Source organism: Spiroplasma gladiatoris (assembly GCF_004379335.1).
GTDB classification, from domain to species: Bacteria; Bacillota_I; Bacilli_A; order Mycoplasmatales; family Mycoplasmataceae; genus Spiroplasma_A; species Spiroplasma_A gladiatoris.
In genome coordinates this window covers 782,833-803,367 of sequence record NZ_CP038013.1, presented here as the reverse complement: position 1 = coordinate 803,367, position 20,535 = coordinate 782,833, and the positions used below count along the sequence as shown (strand labels likewise).

Here is a 20,535-nt window from a genome sequence, read left to right as displayed (position 1 = left end):
AATGGCATTAAACCCAAAAAAATTTGAAACAATTGAAGAATTTAAAGAGTACTTAATAAGTTATTTAGAAAAACATGACAACGAAATCTCTCAAGAAGAAATTTACACTGTTGTAAATAAAAAGTTTCCAAATATTGAAGAAGAAGAAATGGGATCAATATTTGAGGAACTTTCAAAAAATAATGTTGTCTTTACAGATGAACTAATCGATGAAGAGGACTTAGAAAAACTTGCTGAAATTGAAGATGTAGAAAGCGATGATGATGAATCAGCTGATGAACTTGCAGCGGAATTTGAAAAAAGAAAAAAAGTGTCTAAAAAATTAAAAGAAGGTAATCAAGCTAGTTCTCAATTAAAATATCGTGTTGGAGGAATTAGTAACGATACTAAAATTCAAGATATTATTAAATCATATTTTAATCAAATTGGATATTCAAAAATTTTAACAAAAGATGAAGAAGTAGAGTATGCAAAAATGTTAGAAGATAAAGATCCAGATATTGTAAAAGAAGGAAGAGATAAATTAATTACTTCTAACTTAAAATTAGTTATTTCAGTAGCAAGGAAACATTTAAATAGAGGTCTTGACTTCGCTGATTTAATTGAAGAAGGAAATATTGGTTTAATGAAAGCTGTTGATAAATTTGACTACACAAAAGGTTTTAAATTTTCAACTTATGCAACTTGATGAATACGTCAAGCAATAACAAGAGCGATTGCTGACCAAGCTAGAACTATTCGTATTCCAGTTCATATGGTAGAAACAATTAACAAACTAACAAGAATTGAAAGACAATTAACACAAGAATTGGGAAGAGAACCAACTCCTAAAGAAGTTGCTAAACAATTTGGTAAGGGATTTACTGCACAAAAAGTTATAGAAATTAAAAAATTATCAATAGAACCAGTTAGTTTAGAAAAACCATTTGGTGACGAAGATGATACTCACTTTGGTGATTTTGTAGAAGACAAAGATATTGCTTCTCCAGATGAGTATGCAGAAAAAGAAGCTTTAAGAGAAGTTATTGATGATGTTTTTGCAGAAATTTTACAACCAAGAGAAGAAAAAGTTATAAGAATGCGTTTTGGAATTTTACCAACTAAATTAAGAACTTTGGTTAGACTTGCAGAAGAATGTGAAGATGAAAGTTTTGAAGAATTAAAAGAAAGCATCAACGAACTAGATATTCATTACGATACTACTATAGAAAAAATTCAAGCAACAAGAAAATACAAAACTAAAATGATTCAATCGCATTTATCTAAATATGATTCACCAAAAACTTTAGAAGAAGTAGGAAAAGAATTAAAAGTTACTAGAGAAAGAATTCGTCAAATTGAAGCGAAAACAATTAGAAAATTTAAGCCATCAGCTTCTAATCCAAAAGCAAAAGTACTAAGAGACTTCTTTAAAGGTTAATATGAGCATACTAACCCCAAGATTATTAGCAATTACAAAGATGATTTCTGATGGTGAAGTTGTTGCAGACATTGGTACAGACCATGGTTATATTGCAATTTACTTAGCAAAAGATAATAAAGCAAAAAAAATATACGCAACTGATATTTCAGAAAAACCTTTATCAGTTGCAAAAAATAATATCGCAAGTTTTGGTGTAAGCGAAAAAATTGAAACCATTTTAGCAAATGGAATAAGTTGAACAAAAAGCAAAGAAATTAAAATTTCTTCATGCATTATTGCAGGAATGGGTTCAAATACAATTCTAAACATTTTACAAGATGATAATGAAAATATTGATTGTTATGTAATTTCTTCTAATACAAATGCAGAAAACATTCGTCAATGAGTTAAAGATAAAAAATATTTTATTGAAAATGAAAATATTATAAAAGATAATGACATAATTTATGAAATTTTTAAAATTAATAAATTTGCAGGTCACAAAATTAAATCTACAAAAGATATAATGTTTGGTCCAATTATTTCTAAACAAACAGAAAAAAAATTATTTATTGAAAAATGAATGTATGAAGAACAAAAAATAATTTCATTACTAAATCAAGTACCAAAAAATGATAAAAATTATAAAAAATTTATGAAAAGAAAAAAAATGATCACAAAAATGCTAAAAAAGGAGAATTTAAGCAATGTCAAAAATTAAAACGACAGACATAGTTAAATATTTAAAAGATTTATTTCCAATTGAAGAAATCCCAGAATGAGACAGAGTAGGATTTCAAATTGAAGAAGTTTATGGTCTTGCAAGTCAAGATACAGTAGATAAAATATTGGTATGTCTAGATTTGACAAAAGAAGCTTTAAATAAAGCGATTGAAATTAAAGCAAACTTAATTATTACAAAACATCCTTTTATTTTTAATGAAAAAGAACAAGAATTAAATAACCCAGCTAAAAAAGCAATGTATGAATTATTGATTGAAAAAGAAATTCAAGTTTATTCAATTCATACTAATTATGACAGTAGTAATAATAACAATTTAATGGATTTAATTTTTAGCCAATTTAACATTGAAAAATACAAAAAAGTTGGTGAAGTCAATGAAGGTTATAAAATTACTTTATTAAGTGAAATGGTTTTAGAAGATGTTGTTGCTAAAATGAAATTCATTTTTGGAAAACCAAATTGTTTATTATCTAGAAATGCAAATCTAGATAAGTTGATTAAGCGTTTTTATATTACTCCAGGAGCTGGTGCGAGTTGCATGATTTTTGAACAATTAAGCGGCGAAGTATTTATCACTGGTGAAGCGAAATGAAATGAATGACTATATGCAGATCAAAACGATAATACAATGCTTGGTTTAGGTCATTATATGGAAAACCATTTTATTGATGATATAGCAAGCAAAATTAACAAAACATACGGAGACAGTATTGTTGTTGTTCCTTATGATATAAAAAATACATTTAAATACATTTAAATACATTTAAATGTATTAATCTTATCTAACAAATAAAGTTGTTAAAGTTTTCTTTAAGGAGATATATAATGAAAATAGATTTTAAAATTGAAAAAGGAAAAAACAATGATGTTTTTAATGATGCAATTAAATTAAGATATGATATTTTTGTTGTTGAACAAGAATGTTATAGCGTACCTGATCAAGATGAAATTGATGATTATGCTTATCATATTGTTGGTTACAATAACAACGAAGTTATTTGTTGTGCTAGAGTATTTTATAAAGATGAAATTTTACGTTGAGGTAGAATTGCTGTTAAAATAGATTATAGAAAAAACAATTTAGGATTAATATTACTTGATTATTTAAAAGAATTCTCTATTAATAAAATGAATGCAAAAACTGTAAATATTCATGCTCAATGTTATGCTGCTAATTTTTATAAAAAAATCGGTTTTGTTGAGTGTGGAGATAAATTTATTGAAGATGAAATAGAACATATTGAAATGAATTTATCACTTATATAAAAATATTAAAAAAATGTAATTAGTTAAACTGGGTAATTTTTCAATAGTTTAGAATTACATTTTTTTATTTTAAAATTCTTCTAAAAATTTTATAACCTGATTTTGAACAATACTACTAGTTGAAGCTCCAGCTGTAACCGCAACATTTCTTACGTTTTTTAAATCATTTAAATCAATATCTGCTTTTGAATCTATTCTTAATGTTTTAATATTTTTATTTTGAGCAATTTCTACTAGTTTTAAAGTATTATTACTTCTTTGATCACCAACAACATATAATAAATCTATTAAATTTGGGTCTAAATCAATTATCGCTTTTTGACGAATATAAGTTGCTTCACAAATGTCATTTTTAATTAAAGCAAAAGGATATTTTTTTGAAATAGCTTGATAAATTAGTTCTGTATCAATAATTGATAATGTTGTTTGGTTAGTTGCTAAAATTTTTTTTGTAATTAAATTAAGATTTTCAACATCTTCAACACAAGTTACAAGAGTAATATTTTTTGTATCAATTGTTGACAAAGCAATAGTTTCGGGATGATTTAATTTACCAACAAATATTACTTTATAGCCTAATGAAAGATATTTAATAATAAGTTCTTCTGTTTCTAAAACTCATTCGCATTTTGTATCAATACAAATCAAACCCCTTAATTGTGCTGCTTTAATAACTTCTTTATTTGTTCCGTGAGCTGAAAATACAACAACGCTTCCTGGTTGAATGGTATTAATAATTTCCATTCTTGATTTCTTTCAATCGTCAATTGCAATTATGCCCATATTTTCTAATTCTTTAACTATTATTTTATTATGAACTAACAATCCAATCATATATATCTTTTTGTCTGGATAGGTTTTTAAAGCATCTTTTGCCATTTTAATTGACTTTACAACTCCTAAACAAAATCCTCTTGGTGTAACTTTTATAACATTCATCTTATTTAGCCTCTCTATTGATAATAATACTTAAAAATATCTATAATTTGTTGCTTTAACTAACAAAAATAATTTAAAATAAATATGTTAAGGAGCAAATATGAAAAAAATTTCAAATTTTATAGTTAAACTTAAACCATATAAAAGATTATATAAAATATTTTGATTATCATTTTCTTTATTAAGTTTATTTTTATTTCAAATAATTATGTTAATTTTTAGTATTATTGTTGCTCACACAGAATCTGGATTTACTTACTATTTTTTTGGGTTTACAGGAATGTTTGCTAAAAGTGTTTCAGAACCAAATTCTGCACATGGTTTTATTTTTGCAGCAGGAGTTTCGCTTATACCAATGATTATTTTAATCCCGATTTTATACTTTACTTTTGCAAGATGATTTATAGAAGAGTGATTAAGTGACAAATTTATCAATGTACCAAAAGATAAATATTTAAAATGATCTAAATTTTTTCATTATTGTATTCTTGCAGCAGTTTTTATAATAATTCCTGGTTTAATGAGCTATATGGGTGGTGGAGGAATTTTACCTCATCAAACATTTTATGCAGTTCCCGGAACTTTTAGTGAAAATTATGCTCAACACGTTGCAGGTATTTTTGCATTTTTATATTATGGAGTTGGATGTTTTTATACTATAATTGTTGTTTTTTGAGCAATAGGAATGGGAATTAAATGACTATACATTCAATTTATAAAATGATGAAATAAAGTTATGGCAGGAATGCAAGAAAAAAAAGAACAAAGAAGAGCTGAAAAAATCTCAAAAATGGGTGAAAAAAAAGTAAAAAATAAATAAAAACCTTTACAAATAATTAGTAATTATCTAATTAAATTAAGTAAAGGTTTTAATGTATATGTTGAAACATAACATTTTTAGTGTAATTTAAAAAAAAATTAATAAATTGTTTTTGTTATAATTTAAGAAAGGATAGGTGCTGGTTTTGAAAAAAATATTAAGTTTATTAATGTCTTCTTTACTAACTACAAGTTTTGTTTCATTAACAACTTCATGTAAAGGTGGAGCTGGTATGACTTTTGATTATAGTGATAATCAAAAAATTCTTTCTTTAACTGTTTTAAATACGCAAAAGCTAGTAGATTATGGAGTAAAAATTGGTTCTGGTGTTGATTTTGAAAAAGCAGAATTGATGTTAAAAGCACTTGGCTTATATGATGCTATAAAATATGGTAATAAACTTACAGCAAGTATTATGACTTCAAGTATCAGAACATACATAATGTCAAATCAACTATTAACTCAAATTGCTCAAAAAGTACCTGGTTTTGATTGATTAAACTCAAAATTGCAATGACAATCATCTCGTTGAAATGTTAAGGACTTAGTAAAAGCAAGCAGCGAAAAGCAAGCATTTGGAAGAAATGCAGCTGGTTGATTAGAAAATGATGAATGATCAATTTCTGTAACCTTTTTAGATGATAAGTTAGAAGGTTGAGTTAACCCGTTAGATGCTCCTTATTTTGCAAGAATTAATATTAATCGAAAAATTGCAGTTAACTATGATGCAAGTGTTGATGAAAGTGAATCTACTAAAGGCGCAATTTGAACTAATCCAGAAACTGGAAAAACACCAACAGCAATTGAACCAATTAAAGCGTCAACTCACCCACACACAAAAAACAGCGGAGCGATTTATCAAGGTTTTACAAATTGCTCACAACTAATTAGATTAGCAGATATCTTTGATAAAGAAGATAATAGTTTACCTGCTTCAATTATTGGTTATTCTCCTTCAATTAGCGATTTTGTAAATAATACTTTAATTAATTCTTTGTTAATTAATAAAATTTTAAAAGATAAAAAACAAGAAATTGAAGATAAAGTTTCTCAAAATTTAAAAGATAAACCAATAATATTGTCTGAATCTTCTAATATAATTGATATTAATAATCGAATGAGAAATCAAGTGTTTTCTGTTGTATTTATTGAATTAATAAAAAGAAACAATAAATTTGAAGGGTTTGAAGAAATTTTAGATGAAGATAGAATTGAATGCGAAAGAGCGTGAAACTACTTCTTTGAACAATTAATAACAAACTCAAAATCAATTGCAAGACAACAAACAGAAGAAGCTTCAAAAAATAAATTTACAGATTTAGCAAATTACTTCAATGATATTAGTAAAAAAAATAGTGATAAATTAGTAAAAATCGAAGAAATAAAAGATATTGATCAAAAAATGGATGAAGTATTTTGAGCAAGTAAAGATTTAAAAGCTGAAGGTGGAGAGCAAAAAGACTTCACTTCAACTGACTTCAAACTTACTATGCATAATTTTTCAACTAATTTCGATGATTTTGAAAATAACAAAGATCCTAAGGATTGAACATTTAAAGACAATGTCTTATCAAGCGAATCTAACTTAAAATATTTTGGTCTAAACTTTTCTTCGTTATTTAGAATGAATTACTTCTATAAATCAATTATTAAAGAAGATTTAAATGATACTGAACAACTAGCCAAATATTGATATGACCCTGATACAAAAAAACTTTTACAAATGCCTTCAAGTAATATAAATGAATTTGCAAATTGAATCAATGATAATGAGTTTATTAGCGATGTTGGGTTTAAGAATGTATTTATTGATACAAGGATATCAATTATGTTAAAACATTTTATTCTAAGTAATCAAGAAGAAATTGATTCAAAAAACACATCAAATGAAGGTAATTTCTATGTAGATCCTTTTGTTAAAACTGATGGAAGTGATGTAAATAGCGAATCTGAGTTTTTAGAGTTATTAACTAACAAAAATAAAAATGTTGACAACAATGGTGATAATTTAAGAATACGTCATCTAAACAATATAATGACAAATGAAATTGATAATAGAATTGAAAATATTTTATTAGTTGGTTTAAACGATCAATTGCAAAATAGTGATACAACCAGAGATAAAATAATTAATAGGAATTTATGATCATATAACCTTTCTTCAGATTTTTATGATAGCGAAGGAAATTATATATGAAATAAAATTATGAAACATTATAATGCAACAGATGACCCTTTTATTCAAAAAGCAATTTTTAATAAAATCTCAGAGCATAATGATGATGATATTGCATTTGCAGAACATTTAAAAAGGTTAAAAGATAATAACTTAGAACTTCCTTTCCATGCAACTTTAGTAAATAGCATTGGAAGTGGTGCATCAAACTTTGATGATAAGATTTATAGTGACGGTTTAAGTGGATTTAATAATAATAGTGTTAACGCTAATATCACCATTCAGTTTAACTCAAAAATTTTAAATAACTATGGCGAAATTTATGGAGATTATAAGAATTTAAATAAAAAAACTTGATGAAAAGGTGAAGATCCTAAAATTCAAAAAACAGATTTTGTATTTAACTTAAAAATATATATGAATGATGATGGAAAAATCTCATCATACTGAGATAATTTAGTAAGATACAATGATAAAAATAAAGATTTTAACCAACAAGCTTATGAAAATTCCAAAAAACCAAAACTTTAATAAATTAAAAACCACTTTAAATAGTGGTTTTTAATTTATTTTTTTTGAATTCTGGCAAAAAAAAAGCGTTTGAGTAGAACGCTTTTTTTTATTATTTAGTATGTTTTCACATAATATAAATGTTGATTTACTAATAATTAAAAAGATATGAATGAGTAATGAATAAGACTTATATCAACTATACACTTATGGACGGAGATACAAGTCGAGTCGAAAGAAAGGATGTTGTTTAACAAATACTAAATGAAAGTGATGTATTAAAGTATTTGCCCCATAAGTGTGCCCTAAAGGACAAAATAAATATATCACTAATTATTTTAATATGCAAGTATTTTTTAATAAAAAGTTTAAATAAATATTGTCAATAACATATGATATTTTCCTTATATATAACAAATTAAAATTTCCCAAACTATAATTATTTTATTGGGAGGTTTAAAATGAGGAGATATTTAAATATGAATGAAAAAAAGAGAATGGAAATTATCAAAGACGTTATAGATCAAAAAATAACAAAAGAGTCAGCTTCTATAAAGTTATGTCAAACAATTAGAAATGTAAATATATTAATTAATAAATATAAAAAAAATGGTTACATAGCTTTTATTCATAAGAACACTGGCAGATTGTCTTGCAGAAGAATAAGCAGTGATATTAGTCAAAAAATAATTAAATTATATAAAGATGAATTTTGTGACTACAATTACAAACACTTTCAAGAAAAGTTGCTAGAAAATTATAATATAAAAGTTTCGTATACATATTTACTTAGTTTATTAAAGGAAAATAACATGTATTCTCCAAGAATACATAAAGTAACTAAAAAAATAATTAAACAAAAAATAGCTTACAGTTTAAAAAATCAAAATATAAAAAATATAGAAAAAAAAGAATATTTAAATACTTTATTAAGTATTGAAAATAGTCATCCAATGCAACATAGAAAAACTGAGTTTGGAGAAAGGTTGCAAACAGATGCTTCTGTACATTACTGAATTAAAGAAGAAAAATGATATCTACATGGTTTTATTGATGATGCTACTGGCAAAATATTGGCTTTATATTTTGACACTGAAGAAACTCTTATGGGTTATTACAATATCACAAAGAAAGTTTTTCTTAACTATGGGATTCCTAAAGAAATATTGACAGACAAAAGAACGGTATTTTGAAGTCCAAAAGAAAAGGAGTCAGATCTACATTCTGACTCCTTAACACAATACGGATTTTTGTGTCACAACTTAGGAATAAAATTAACAACATCTAGCGTTCCACAAACTAAAGGCCGTATTGAAAGGTTGTGAAATACACTTCAAGATCGCCTACCAAAGGAACTTAAAGAAAATAATATATCAACTATAAACCAAGCTAATTCGTTTTTAGATGAATATATAGATAAATATAATTCACAGTTTTCCCTTCAAATAGAGAATATCACTAATTCTTTTAGATTTTTTGAAGAAACTAAAAATATAGATTTTTATTTATCTAGAAGATTTGAAAGAACCGTAAATAAGGGTTCAACTATAAAATACCAAAATAAGTACTATATTCCACATTCAAATGGAGAACCAGTTTTTTATAAAAATAAAACAAAAATAATGGTTGTTGAGACATTTGACGGAAAACTATATTCAAACTCATATAGCGAATGAATGCCTTTATTAGAAGTATTACAAAATTCTACTTATAAAGAGGTGTATGAAGATAAAAACCCGGCTGAGATAAATAAAATTTATAAGCCAATAAAAACAAGCAGTCCTTGAAAGTATACTAATTGAATCTTTTATAAAAACTCAAAAAATAAAGTTTTAGGAAAAATTAATTAGTTATTGACAGTATTTTTTAATAAAAAGTTTAAATAAATATATTATTTACAAATAATGTATAATTAAAAAAACAAGTAAATAGGTGGTTTAGATGAACTCAACAAAAAGATATTATCAAAGACTTTCTGGAAGAGGAAATTTTTATGATTATAATTCACAATTAAACTATTTTGATTATTTTGGGATTGATAATAATGATATTAAAATAATGTTTGATCTATTAAAAAAAAATGAGTATAGAATTAAAGAATTTTACTATGAATTAGAAGAAAAAATATTTCAAAGAATTTCATTTTATAGTTCACATATAAGAGATGCAAAATCTGGTTTTATTAAACTAAGTGAACAAAAAAAGATTCAATCAGGAAATGCTTTTATTTGCTCAATGATTTATTTAGGTTCAAGACTACTAGCTCAAGAATTTGTATTATTAACAACTGTTAATCGTAGTAAATTTAATGTTGATTTAAAAGTCTTTAAATTTGGAGAAGAAAAATATAATTATCGTCTATATTTAAAAAGTTTAAGAACATTTTTTGAGTCTTTAAGTTCATGAAGTTATGCAATAATTAAGAATGATTTTGAGCACTTATTATATTTTTCTAAAATGGATAATTTTGTTGATCAAAAAATATATGATTTAAAAGCTTATAAAGACTTATTTATGCTTATTTGAATGCAAAGTTATGCAATGCAAGCAAAAGAAATGAATAGTTACAATCTGTATTTAGATCAAAAAAGTGAAACTTTTGTAAAAGTTAATTATAATGTTTTAAATCCTTTAGATTTTAGTAATTTATTTAGAAGTTCAGATGAACTAAGAAACTATAAAAAAACAGAATTTATAAGTGATTATAACATTTGAATGGATCAAGAGTTAAAGCAAAGTGTTGTTGATAATCGTGAAAATATCTATAATTCTGTTGCTTTTACTAAAGAATTATCTTTAAATGATTATTTAGATATAGTAAATATAATTTTGTCTTCATTTGAATACTATAATATTTATGAATATGAAAGTTATATTAATGGTATTTATGACACTTTATTAAAAAAATATCATAACAAAATTAGTTTTGAATTTGTTCAAACTATTATTGAAAAAATGATTTATATTAATGATCAAACTAAAAAATCAAATATTTATAAAGATTTTTATCAAAATGGTGTTTATAAAAAAAGTTTATTATATTTTAAAGACTCTAGAAAAACCTCATTTATATTAGGTTTTGCTGAAATGATTTATATGAATTTTTATGCACATAAAAATTGAATGAATTTTGAAGAACCTTATTTATCTGATTTCAATCAACAAATGAATAAAAAACTTAATGAATTAATGTATGAAACATTAAAGGTTGTTAAAAAAAGATTCTCTGTAATTGAATTATATAAACCAAACGACATTCCTTTATTCGAACCTAAATCTAATAATAAAAAATCAAAAGCATCAATTAGTCATGTTGATGCTATTGCTTATGAAAAAAACATAAATACTTGTTATTTTTTTATAAATAATTTTTTTAACCAATCTCCTGAACCGTATGATATTTATAAATGTGGTTTGCAAGTTTATAAAGGACTTAATAATATTATTGATAGAATTGTCAAACCAAAATTATCAATTATACTTAATGATTATAAAAAAATTATAAAACAATTAAAAATACCAAAAAATGCAAATTTCGCAATGGTACTTGTTGTTAACGATTTATTGCAAGTTGAACCTAGAGTAATTTTAGATAATAATATTAAATTATTTATTGTAGCTTATCCAACTCTAGAATATTTTTTAACAAGCTTCATTTATAAAAAATAAAGATATTATCCTTAAAGACTTTAACATTAATTTTTTAAGTGATAATGGGGTATAATACTAATAATAAAAGAATAGGGGGATAAAATGAAATTACCTTTTGTTGCAAGTGATTTGGATGGAACTATTGTTCAACATAAAGATTTTACTATCTTAAACGAAACTATTAAAGATATACTAAATTATCAAGAAAAAAGTGATTCTAAATTTATGATTATTACAGGTAGAACTTTTGCAACAACAAAAGTATATATCTCCCAATTAAACATTACTTTACCTTTGATCGGATGTAATGGAGCAACTATTACAGATCCAATTACCAAAGAAGTTTTATTTGAAAGTATAATTAATCAAAGTATTAGTCAAAAAATTATTGATTTTGCAATTGATAATAATTTGGATTTATTATTTTATTCAGCACAATACTTAGTAGCACCAAAAAACGCAGAAAGAGCACTATACTTTCAAAATTTATATAAAAATTTTGAAAAAACTTTACAACCAGATATTGTTTTTGTTGAAAACTTAGTTGAGTTAAAAAAAGTAATAATTGAGCAAAAATTTAAACCTGTTAAATTTTTATTTTCTTTTCCAGATAATGGAAATGAAACCTTAGTAAATAAAACCTATAATTTATTAAGTCAATTAAATTTATCATTTCCAACAACAAGAATGCAAAATAGAATATTAGTTGATGCTATGAATAATGGTGTTAATAAGGCATTTGGATTAAAAAAATTTGCTGAGTTATACAAAATAAATGTTAAAGATATTCATACAATTGGCGATAACAACAACGATGTAGAAATGGTAGAATTATCAGATAACGGAAGTTGTGTTAGCAATGCAGTTGAACCACTAAAAAAAGTTGCAAAACATGTTTTAGATAGTATTGATCAAAATGGAGTTGGAAAATATTTGAAAGAGCTAATTAATATATATTAATGAAGAAAATCGCTATATTTGGAGGTACTTTTGACCCAATTCATACAGATCATGTAAATATTATAAAAGCTTGTAAATACAATCTTGATTTTGATGAAATTTGAGTTTTACCAGCATATGTAAACCCATTTAAAACAGTTTCTACTTCAAGTGTAAGTCAACGTCTTGAAATGATTGACTTAGCAGTTAAACATTTAGATTATGTTAAAGTAAAAAAATTTGAAATTAGAAAAACAGTTAGAAGTTATACTTATGATACTATTTTGCATTATATTAAAAACTATCCCAACTTTGATTTTTCATTTATTATGGGATCTGATCAACTTGATTCTTTTGAAAAATGAGATCATTTTGAAAACCTAATTAAATTAATAAAATTTAAAGTTTTTATAAGGGATTGTAATCACATTAATAATAAAATTATTGAAAAGTACAATCTAGAAACATTTGAATTTGACAATAACTATTTAAGTTCTACTAAAATTAGAAATCTAAAAGAACTAAACCTTCAAATAAAAACCGTAAATGATTATATTAATAACTCATTGCTATATTTATATGAGCGTTTAGAAACTAAAATGGATGAAGAAAGATACTTTCATTCTTTAAATGTTGGACAAGAAGCATTAAAAATCGCGCATTTAAATAACTATGATTTACAAAAAGCTTTAATTGCAGGAACATTACATGATATTGCAAAGAGATGAAGCGAACAAGAAACAATTGAAATAATATCTCAATATGATAAAACTTTATTAAGTGAACCAAAACCAGTATGACATTCATTTGCTGGGGCGTTTCATTTAAAAAGAGATTGATTATTTAATGATAAAGAAATTATTAATGCAGTTTTCAAACACACAGTTGGTGATAGAGAAATGTCAACTTTAGATATGATAGTTTTTTGTGCAGATAAAGTTTCTTCAGAAAGAACATATCAAGGTGTTGATAAATTACGTACATTAGTGTATAAAGATTTAAAACTAGGATTTATTGCATTATTAAAAAATCAATACGATTTGTCTATAAAAACTCATGGTATTGAAAATATTGGTAAAAAATTAATTGATGCATATAATTTTTGAGTTAGGGAGGAATTAAAAAGTGAGTAAAGTTTGTGTTTTATTTGCTATGGAAGAAGAAGCAGAAAGCTTCATAGGTTTGTTAGAAGCAGAACAAATTCATTCAGACCCATTTTTAGTTTACAAAAAAGACAATGTTATAATTTCGATTAGTGGAATTGGTATTGCAAATGCATCAAGTTGTTTAACATTTATCAATAGTGAGTATGATATTGATTTATTTATTAATTCTGGTTTGGTTGGATGTATTAGTGATGATTTTAAACGTTTAGATAAATTATTAGTTAGCAAAGCGTATTATGGAGCAGCAGATACAACTGGTTTTGGTTACGCTTATGGTCAAATTCCAAAAATGCCAGAATATTTTACTAGCGATTCAATTGCTAATCGTGAATTTAAAAGTTTAATTAATGTAGAATACACAAATATTGCAACTAGTGATATTTTTATTAGTAAAAACGATCAAGTTAAAAAATTTATTTTTCAAATAAAAGATAAAATTGATGTTGTTGATATGGAATGTACTGGTTTTTTTCAAGCTGCATATAACTTAAATAAACCAATCATTTCATTTAAAATTGTAAGTGATACAATGTCAAATCAATCAAACGAGTATCAATTTAGTGAAATTTTAAATAGAGCTCAAAAAGAATTAGCAATTGATTTAATAACATTTGTAAAAGATAAAAAATACACTATGTAAATATTTTAAATATTTAAATAATTTAATATAATCTCTTATAGAAGTTTAAATACAACTTATAGGAGATTTTTTTATGAATAATAAATATGAAAATTATAGTAGTGTTTTATATGATTTTACAAAACCACCAGGAACAAGTATTGATGGTGATTTAGAGTTTTATAAAAATCTTTTAATGCCTATTGAAGGAAAAGTGTTAGAAGCTGGAGTAGGGAATGGGAGATTATTAATACCATTTTTAAAATATAAAATTGATATTGAAGGAATTGATAAATCAAAATCAATGCTAGAAATTTGTAATAAAAATTTAGCAATTAATGATTTAGAATGTACTTTAATTGATCAAGATTTAGAACATTTCATTAAACCTGAATATTATGAATTTATAATTATGCCAAATGCTAGTTTTTGCTTATTAGAAAATCGCCAAATCGCTTTAAAAGTTTTACATAATTTTTTTATAAGTCTTAAGTCAAAAGGAAGTATTGCAATAGATTTAATTTTGCCTATTGAATTTAAAAAAGGATCATCTCATTCAATGGAACATCATTTACCTAATTTAAATTTAAATGTAAAAAATTACAATCAAGAAATAGATTGATTTTATCAATATACAATTAATAAAATCGAATATTATGATAGACAAACTTTGTTAGAAACTCAATTAGTTAAATTAAGTTGATATGGTGTTGAAGAATTTAAATCTATGCTTGAAAAAATTGGTTTTAAAGAAGTTTATGTTATTAAAAATTACAACAATAATAAACTTATAAACTTAAAAACAATAACTTTTATTGCTAAAAAAGACTAATTTAATTAAAAAAACAACTAAATAAAATAAATAATATATTAGAATAATAGTATGAGAATGTAAGGAATATAAAGGAATGAATAAATTAGTTGCAAAAACAAGTAGTAGTGCAAAAAAAACTAATGTTAAAAACTCTCAAAATATTATTGTTTTAGTTTTTAGTATACTTCTAATTCTTTTTTGTATGTATCAAGATTTAGCGATGTTTAACTATAATTCTTTTGTAAATATGTTAGAAGATATAAATATAAAAGATTTGATTAACAAACAAATTACACTTCAATCCGGAATAAATGAACACACAGTTATTAATTTTTTTAAAATAGCTGTTGCAGTATTTATGATATATGTTTGTATAAGTAATATTGTTAAATATTCAAATCAAAAAGATAATCAAGTGAGATTAAAAGATTATCCAATTTTTATATTAAGTATTATAGTTTTAATATTGAACTTTTTTATAATCATTTCTAACTTTTCAATGATAATATATTTTTCAACTATAGCTTTTGAATATAATAACTTTACAAAAAATTTTGAGCTTATAAGTTTTGCAAAAGATTATTGAAATAATATTGGAAATCATCATAGTTTAAATTGAAGTTCATTTTGAGTAATATCAGTGTTTATTTCATTGGTAAGTATATTACTATCTTCAATATTGGCAATATCATTTACAAGTGTAAATATTGAAGCACAAAAAAAATTTAAAACTGATTATTTAAAAATTCAAAATCCAGATGATACTTTTAAAAATAAAGATGATTTAGTGCCTTTAAAACCAATTATAAATATTACTCCTGATTTAAAAAACAAAAAACTAAATATATTAGAAAACACTTGTTTTTGAAGTTTTGATTCTTTAACAAATCAAAAAAGTAGATTTGAGTACTTACAAAAACAAATCGATAAAAACAAAAAAGTAGTTAAAGTTTGACTTGAAACTCTTGAAAGAAATTTTATAAAAAAAGATTTACTATTAACTGTTAACGATCAATTGATTAAAATCGAAAGTTTATTTTTTAACTTTAATGAAATGGACTTTATAAAACTTTATGGAAATATTAAAGCTAAAAAAATTATTATGCTAGCCAAACTATTTGCAATTATTAAGTATAAGTTTTATTGTTTACAATTATTAAATGGATTTGTTTACAAACTTAATTTAGTTGGTGATAGTAAAGTTGATGTTAATATTGAAAAACAAATTTTAGTAGGGTTTGAAAAGAGTCTTTCAAAATTTGTAATTGACTTTAAACAAGTTTTTAAAAATGGTTATAAAACCGATGATGAATTAACAGATGCGTTAGTCGATGTTGGTTCAGAAGCTTATTATATATTTTGTGATAAAATTAATGAAATTATTATTCAATAGCAATCTAACAAAAAATTATTTCTCCAAAAGATATAATTTTTTGTTTATCTAGAGGTGAAATTATGAAAGTGAACAAAAATAATAAAAAAATAATAAAATTGATTTTTATTATTTTGCTTTTACTACTTTCTATAATACCATTTATTTTGTTTATTTTTTATAAACATGATTTAGCAATTTTATTTTTAATTTGAATGTATTTATTATTTATTTTAAATTCAGTATTTTTGCATATTAACACTATAATAAATTTAATAATTTATTATTTAAAATGTGATATTAAAACTCTTATTCGTTTAAATAAAATTATTAATAAAAAAAATAAAATTAAAAGAATTAATGTTGTTTTGTTGTATTCAATTTTAATAATATTTTGTTTAACAAGTTCAAATGATAATATAAGTCAATTTTTGAATTCGATTGTTTTAAATCAAATTTTATTATCTTTTATTTTAGCTTTTATTTATGTAAACATAGTGGAGTTCTTTATTTCTTTTATACAATTTAACATTAAAATTTTTAAACTAATTTTTAAAAATTTTATTACATTATCAATTAACTCAACAATATTATTTAAAATCGTTATTAAAAATTTAATCAAAAATATAATAAAACTTTATAAAATAACAAATGAATTATCAATTAAGTACTTTAAAACATTATTTTTAAAAATGTTGAAATTTAATTTAGGAAATATTTACAAATAATTTTTTTTAAATATCAAACATAAAAAGGAGGAAAAATGAAAAATAAAGAAATAAACGAAAAAAGTTTAGATGATCCTAACTTAAAAGAAACAAAAGAATCAGAAAAACAATATTTTAAGAAAAAACCAAAAAGTAATTTTTTAGCAATAATTGGTAATTACTTAAAAACTCATATTTTTACAGCAATTATTTTAATTTTAATTGCTGCAATATCTTCTGCAACTTCTGTATTAGGACCAAAAATAATTCAATATATGATGAAAACCTTATTAGTGCCAACTAGTGCATTATTACTATTTCATCAATATGTAAGTAAAGGTAATTTTAGTATTGGAGATTTAAATGATTTATTAGATAAATCAAACTCAGGTGTAAAACTAAAAGGTGACCCAAATTATATACTTTCTAATAACGATGAAAGTTTAATTAGTAATTCAAAAAATTATTTCACTTCATTAGGTAATTTAGATTTAGGTTGAGTTGATTGAATATATGTACAAATTGCTTTATTTATTTTATTAGGTATAACTACTTACTTATCTCAATTTATCGCTGGAATAATGGGCAAAAATATTGAAATTGATTTGAGAAATAAAGCTTTAGAAAGACTTGTTAAACAAGATATGAGCTATTATTCTGATAAAAAAATAGGAGAAATCTTAACAAAAATAGTTTCTGATACTCAAACTATTGGAGAACAAGCTCAACAAGTGCCAGTTACATTTATGGGGGCATTATTTACATTTTGTGGATCAATAGCAACTCTATCAACTATTGATTTAAAATTAACTGGTGTTGTAGTTTTATTAATGATCTCTATTTTTGGAGTTTTAATAACAACTTTTGGAATTGTAAAAAAAATTGCTTTAAGAGTAAGAAAATCAATTACAAATATTAATGGTGATGTTACAGATAGAATCGCTACAATTAGATTAATTAAAGCAAGTGGAACAGAAAATTATGAAACTGAACGTTTTAAAAAAATTCATATTGATTATAATAAAAAATCAAGAACTTTAATCGCTACTCAATCAAGTATTATTACTGTAATAACAGTTGGAATTAGTTCAATTCAAGTTGCTATAGTTGTTGCAGCTGCACTTATGTATTATGATACACCAGCTTACTTAGCAATTACTTTATCTTCATTTATAAGTGGAATTGGAACTATGGTTGGTCCAATTATGCAAATAACAAGATTAATAATTGGTTTAATACAAGCTTCTGCTGGATCGATTAGAATAAATGAGATTATTAAATCTAAATCAATTTTAGATGTAAGTTATGAAAAAGAAGCAGGATTAAAACTTAAAGAAATTAAAGGAGATATTATTTTTAAAGATATTGAATTTGCTTACCCTGAAAAACCAGAAAAAGTTATCTTACCTAAATTTTCATTTAAATTTGAACATGGAAAAAGTTATGCATTTGTTGGAGAAACTGGTGCTGGAAAATCTACAATTGCAAAAATGCTTTTAAGATTTTATGATCCAAGTAATGGACAAATTTTAATTAATGGAAACACTGATTTAAGAAATTTAAACTTATCAAGTTATCTAGATAAAGTTGGTTATGTTGAACAAGAACCCCAAATTTTGTATGGTAACGTATTTGACAATGTAAAATACGGAAGATTTGATGCAACTGATGAAGAAGTAATTGATGCATGTAAAAAAGCTAATCTTGATGAAATAATTATGTCATGACCTGAAAAATATAACACTATTTTAGGAGAACGTGGAATGATGTTATCTGGTGGCCAAAAACAAAGATTAGTTATAGCAAGAATGATATTAAAAGATCCTGAACTATTAATTCTTGATGAAGCAACAAGTGCTTTAGACAATATTGTTGAAAAAGAAATTCAAAAAGAATTAGATAAGTTAATGGTCGGAAGAACCTCAATTAGTATTGCTCATAGATTAAGTACAATAAAAAATTGTGATCAAATCATTGTTTTAGGAAGAGACCAAGGAGTTGTTCAAATTGGAACATTTGAAGAACTTAAAAAACAAGATGGACACTTTAAAAAACTTTATGAAGCTGGATTAATGGATTAAAAAATAGGTTAATTGATAAGATTAACCTATTTTTTTACCTCTTTTTTTGTGCTAATATATTAACGAAAAGAAAAAGATAGGATGTAAATAATGAAAAAATTATTAAGTTTATTGAGTGTTATATCTCTTGTTATGCCAATAAGTACTATTATTGCTTGTAGTGACCCAAATGCTGCTAGTAATAATTAATTTAGAGGTCCAAGTCATTATATAGGTCAATTTAAATATATTTATAATATTAGAGAATTGGGTACACCAAGCAAAGAATCTATTGCTGATTTATTAAATAAAAACGCAAAATTTAAGGTTGTAACTAATGAAAATTCTAAAGATGTTAATGCTATTATTATTAAAAGTTTTAAATTAGTTGATGATCAATTGATGGCTTATTTCGAACTACCTGATATTCCTGAAAATGCTGAGAATTATTTAAGCAAGAATGAAGAAGCTATTTATCTTAGATATGATTTTATCCAAAGTGATAAAAAAGTCTTTTTAAAAAATCTTGATAATTTATTTTATGGAAAAAGTTTTTTAGATAATATGTTTTGAGATAAAGCAAAGGAATCTTTTAAAAAATCTTTTTATGAAATTATCGATTCTCAAAGTGATAAAGAATTAACTGATTTTTTAAAAAATGAACTATATATAGATAAATACTTTTCACTTTCATATAAATCTTCAGAACCAACTAAAGGTTATTACCAAGATTATGGAATGAATTATGATTTTTATAGAATTTATGATATTGGACAAGAAACTGGAAGGAATTTATTTGCTATTCCTGAGTCAATAGAATTTGAATTAAACTTAAGCAAGCTATCTACAAACAATCTAATGATTTTTTGACAAAGAGATTCAAGCAAATTAAACAAACAAAAAGACTTATCTATGCTTAATGGAAATTTAATTACTCCAGAAAATAATAAAAAAGATGTTAATTTAAGTGACTATGAAAAATTAAGTGATGGTTCTTCAAAATTTGTAAACGATATTGTAAATAGTTTTTATAAAAAATTCTTTTTATATTTTGATGATGAACACATAAATAGTTTTAATTTAAAAAATTTAAGTGTAAGTTTATTGTTTAGAAAGTCTACAACTGATGATTCAAAAGAATTTATGGAATTTAATTTGAATGATACTAATAAGTCTGAACAATGATTAAATAATTCCACATATATTTCTATTAAAGCGGCTTATAAAGAAAATAAACTAAAAAATTATTTCAGTATTAAGATAAGTGCATATAATAATAATTATTATAATAACTCTGTAAATTTATCCGAACTTTACATCAAGAATTTTGAATAACAATAAATTTCAAC

General features: G+C 23.8%; 17 protein-coding genes. 16 read left to right on the top strand and 1 reads right to left on the bottom strand.

Annotated elements, in window-relative coordinates; translation table 4 throughout:
- Nucleotide 1: 1 nt before the first annotated feature.
- The 4 genes from SGLAD_RS03550 to SGLAD_RS03535 all read left to right on the top strand — a co-directional run bounded on the left by SGLAD_RS03550 (nucleotide 2) and on the right by SGLAD_RS03535 (nucleotide 3,413).
- On the top strand, nucleotides 2-1,420 hold the full coding sequence (locus tag SGLAD_RS03550; RefSeq protein ID WP_134297672.1) for a sigma-70 family RNA polymerase sigma factor: 1,419 nt from the start codon (nucleotides 2-4) through the stop codon (nucleotides 1,418-1,420).
- Nucleotide 1,421: 1 nt separating this feature from the next.
- Entirely contained in the window at nucleotides 1,422-2,123 is a 702-nt protein-coding gene (locus SGLAD_RS03545) for a tRNA (adenine(22)-N(1))-methyltransferase (RefSeq protein WP_134297671.1), read from the top strand.
- Nucleotides 2,110-2,904: a Nif3-like dinuclear metal center hexameric protein gene (locus SGLAD_RS03540; RefSeq protein WP_134297670.1), complete on the top strand. Its 795-nt coding sequence runs from the start codon at nucleotides 2,110-2,112 to the stop codon at nucleotides 2,902-2,904. Before SGLAD_RS03545 ends, SGLAD_RS03540 begins: the two co-directional genes overlap by 14 nt.
- 68 nt (nucleotides 2,905-2,972) lie before the next feature.
- Complete coding sequence (locus tag SGLAD_RS03535) at nucleotides 2,973-3,413, top strand: GNAT family N-acetyltransferase (RefSeq protein ID WP_134297669.1); 441 nt, start codon at nucleotides 2,973-2,975, stop codon at nucleotides 3,411-3,413.
- A gap of 69 nt (nucleotides 3,414-3,482) precedes the next feature.
- Here SGLAD_RS03535 and ispH read toward each other — a convergent pair whose 3' ends face one another.
- Nucleotides 3,483-4,352: a 4-hydroxy-3-methylbut-2-enyl diphosphate reductase gene (gene ispH / locus SGLAD_RS03530; RefSeq protein ID WP_134297668.1), complete on the bottom strand. Its 870-nt coding sequence runs from the start codon at nucleotides 4,350-4,352 to the stop codon at nucleotides 3,483-3,485.
- 100 nt (nucleotides 4,353-4,452) lie between these two features.
- Here ispH and SGLAD_RS03525 point away from each other — a divergent pair, with 100 nt between their 5' ends.
- The 12 genes from SGLAD_RS03525 (at nucleotide 4,453) to SGLAD_RS03470 (ending at nucleotide 20,521) form a co-directional block, all read left to right on the top strand.
- Nucleotides 4,453-5,172 (top strand): hypothetical protein, encoded by a 720-nt coding sequence (locus SGLAD_RS03525; RefSeq protein ID WP_134297667.1) that lies wholly within the window; start codon nucleotides 4,453-4,455, stop codon nucleotides 5,170-5,172.
- A gap of 145 nt (nucleotides 5,173-5,317) precedes the next feature.
- Nucleotides 5,318-7,879 (top strand): hypothetical protein, encoded by a 2,562-nt coding sequence (locus SGLAD_RS03520; protein ID WP_134297666.1) that lies wholly within the window; start codon nucleotides 5,318-5,320, stop codon nucleotides 7,877-7,879.
- 458 nt (nucleotides 7,880-8,337) lie between these two features.
- A complete protein-coding gene (locus SGLAD_RS03515) occupies nucleotides 8,338-9,708 on the top strand; it encodes an ISNCY family transposase (protein ID WP_134297665.1) in 1,371 nt (456 codons plus the stop codon).
- A gap of 91 nt (nucleotides 9,709-9,799) precedes the next feature.
- On the top strand, nucleotides 9,800-11,527 hold the full coding sequence (locus SGLAD_RS03510) for a hypothetical protein (protein ID WP_134297664.1): 1,728 nt from the start codon (nucleotides 9,800-9,802) through the stop codon (nucleotides 11,525-11,527).
- Nucleotides 11,528-11,611: 84 nt separating this feature from the next.
- Nucleotides 11,612-12,469, top strand: a complete 858-nt coding sequence (locus tag SGLAD_RS03505) for a Cof-type HAD-IIB family hydrolase (protein WP_134297663.1) — start codon at nucleotides 11,612-11,614, stop codon at nucleotides 12,467-12,469.
- A complete protein-coding gene (locus SGLAD_RS03500) occupies nucleotides 12,466-13,581 on the top strand; it encodes a nicotinate-nucleotide adenylyltransferase (protein ID WP_134297662.1) in 1,116 nt (371 codons plus the stop codon). Before SGLAD_RS03505 ends, SGLAD_RS03500 begins: the two co-directional genes overlap by 4 nt.
- On the top strand, nucleotides 13,574-14,254 hold the full coding sequence (gene mtnN / locus SGLAD_RS03495; protein WP_134297661.1) for a 5'-methylthioadenosine/S-adenosylhomocysteine nucleosidase: 681 nt from the start codon (nucleotides 13,574-13,576) through the stop codon (nucleotides 14,252-14,254). The genes SGLAD_RS03500 and mtnN overlap by 8 nt, the downstream gene beginning before the upstream one ends.
- A 73-nt stretch (nucleotides 14,255-14,327) precedes the next feature.
- A complete protein-coding gene (locus tag SGLAD_RS03490; protein ID WP_134297660.1) occupies nucleotides 14,328-15,065 on the top strand; it encodes a class I SAM-dependent methyltransferase in 738 nt (245 codons plus the stop codon).
- A gap of 76 nt (nucleotides 15,066-15,141) precedes the next feature.
- A complete protein-coding gene (locus SGLAD_RS03485) occupies nucleotides 15,142-16,440 on the top strand; it encodes a hypothetical protein (RefSeq protein WP_134297659.1) in 1,299 nt (432 codons plus the stop codon).
- A gap of 62 nt (nucleotides 16,441-16,502) precedes the next feature.
- Nucleotides 16,503-17,147 (top strand): hypothetical protein, encoded by a 645-nt coding sequence (locus SGLAD_RS03480; protein WP_134297658.1) that lies wholly within the window; start codon nucleotides 16,503-16,505, stop codon nucleotides 17,145-17,147.
- A gap of 35 nt (nucleotides 17,148-17,182) precedes the next feature.
- On the top strand, nucleotides 17,183-19,207 hold the full coding sequence (locus SGLAD_RS03475) for an ABC transporter ATP-binding protein (RefSeq protein ID WP_134297657.1): 2,025 nt from the start codon (nucleotides 17,183-17,185) through the stop codon (nucleotides 19,205-19,207).
- 246 nt (nucleotides 19,208-19,453) lie between these two features.
- On the top strand, nucleotides 19,454-20,521 hold the full coding sequence (locus SGLAD_RS03470; RefSeq protein WP_134297656.1) for a hypothetical protein: 1,068 nt from the start codon (nucleotides 19,454-19,456) through the stop codon (nucleotides 20,519-20,521).
- The last annotated feature ends 14 nt before the right edge of the window (nucleotides 20,522-20,535 follow it).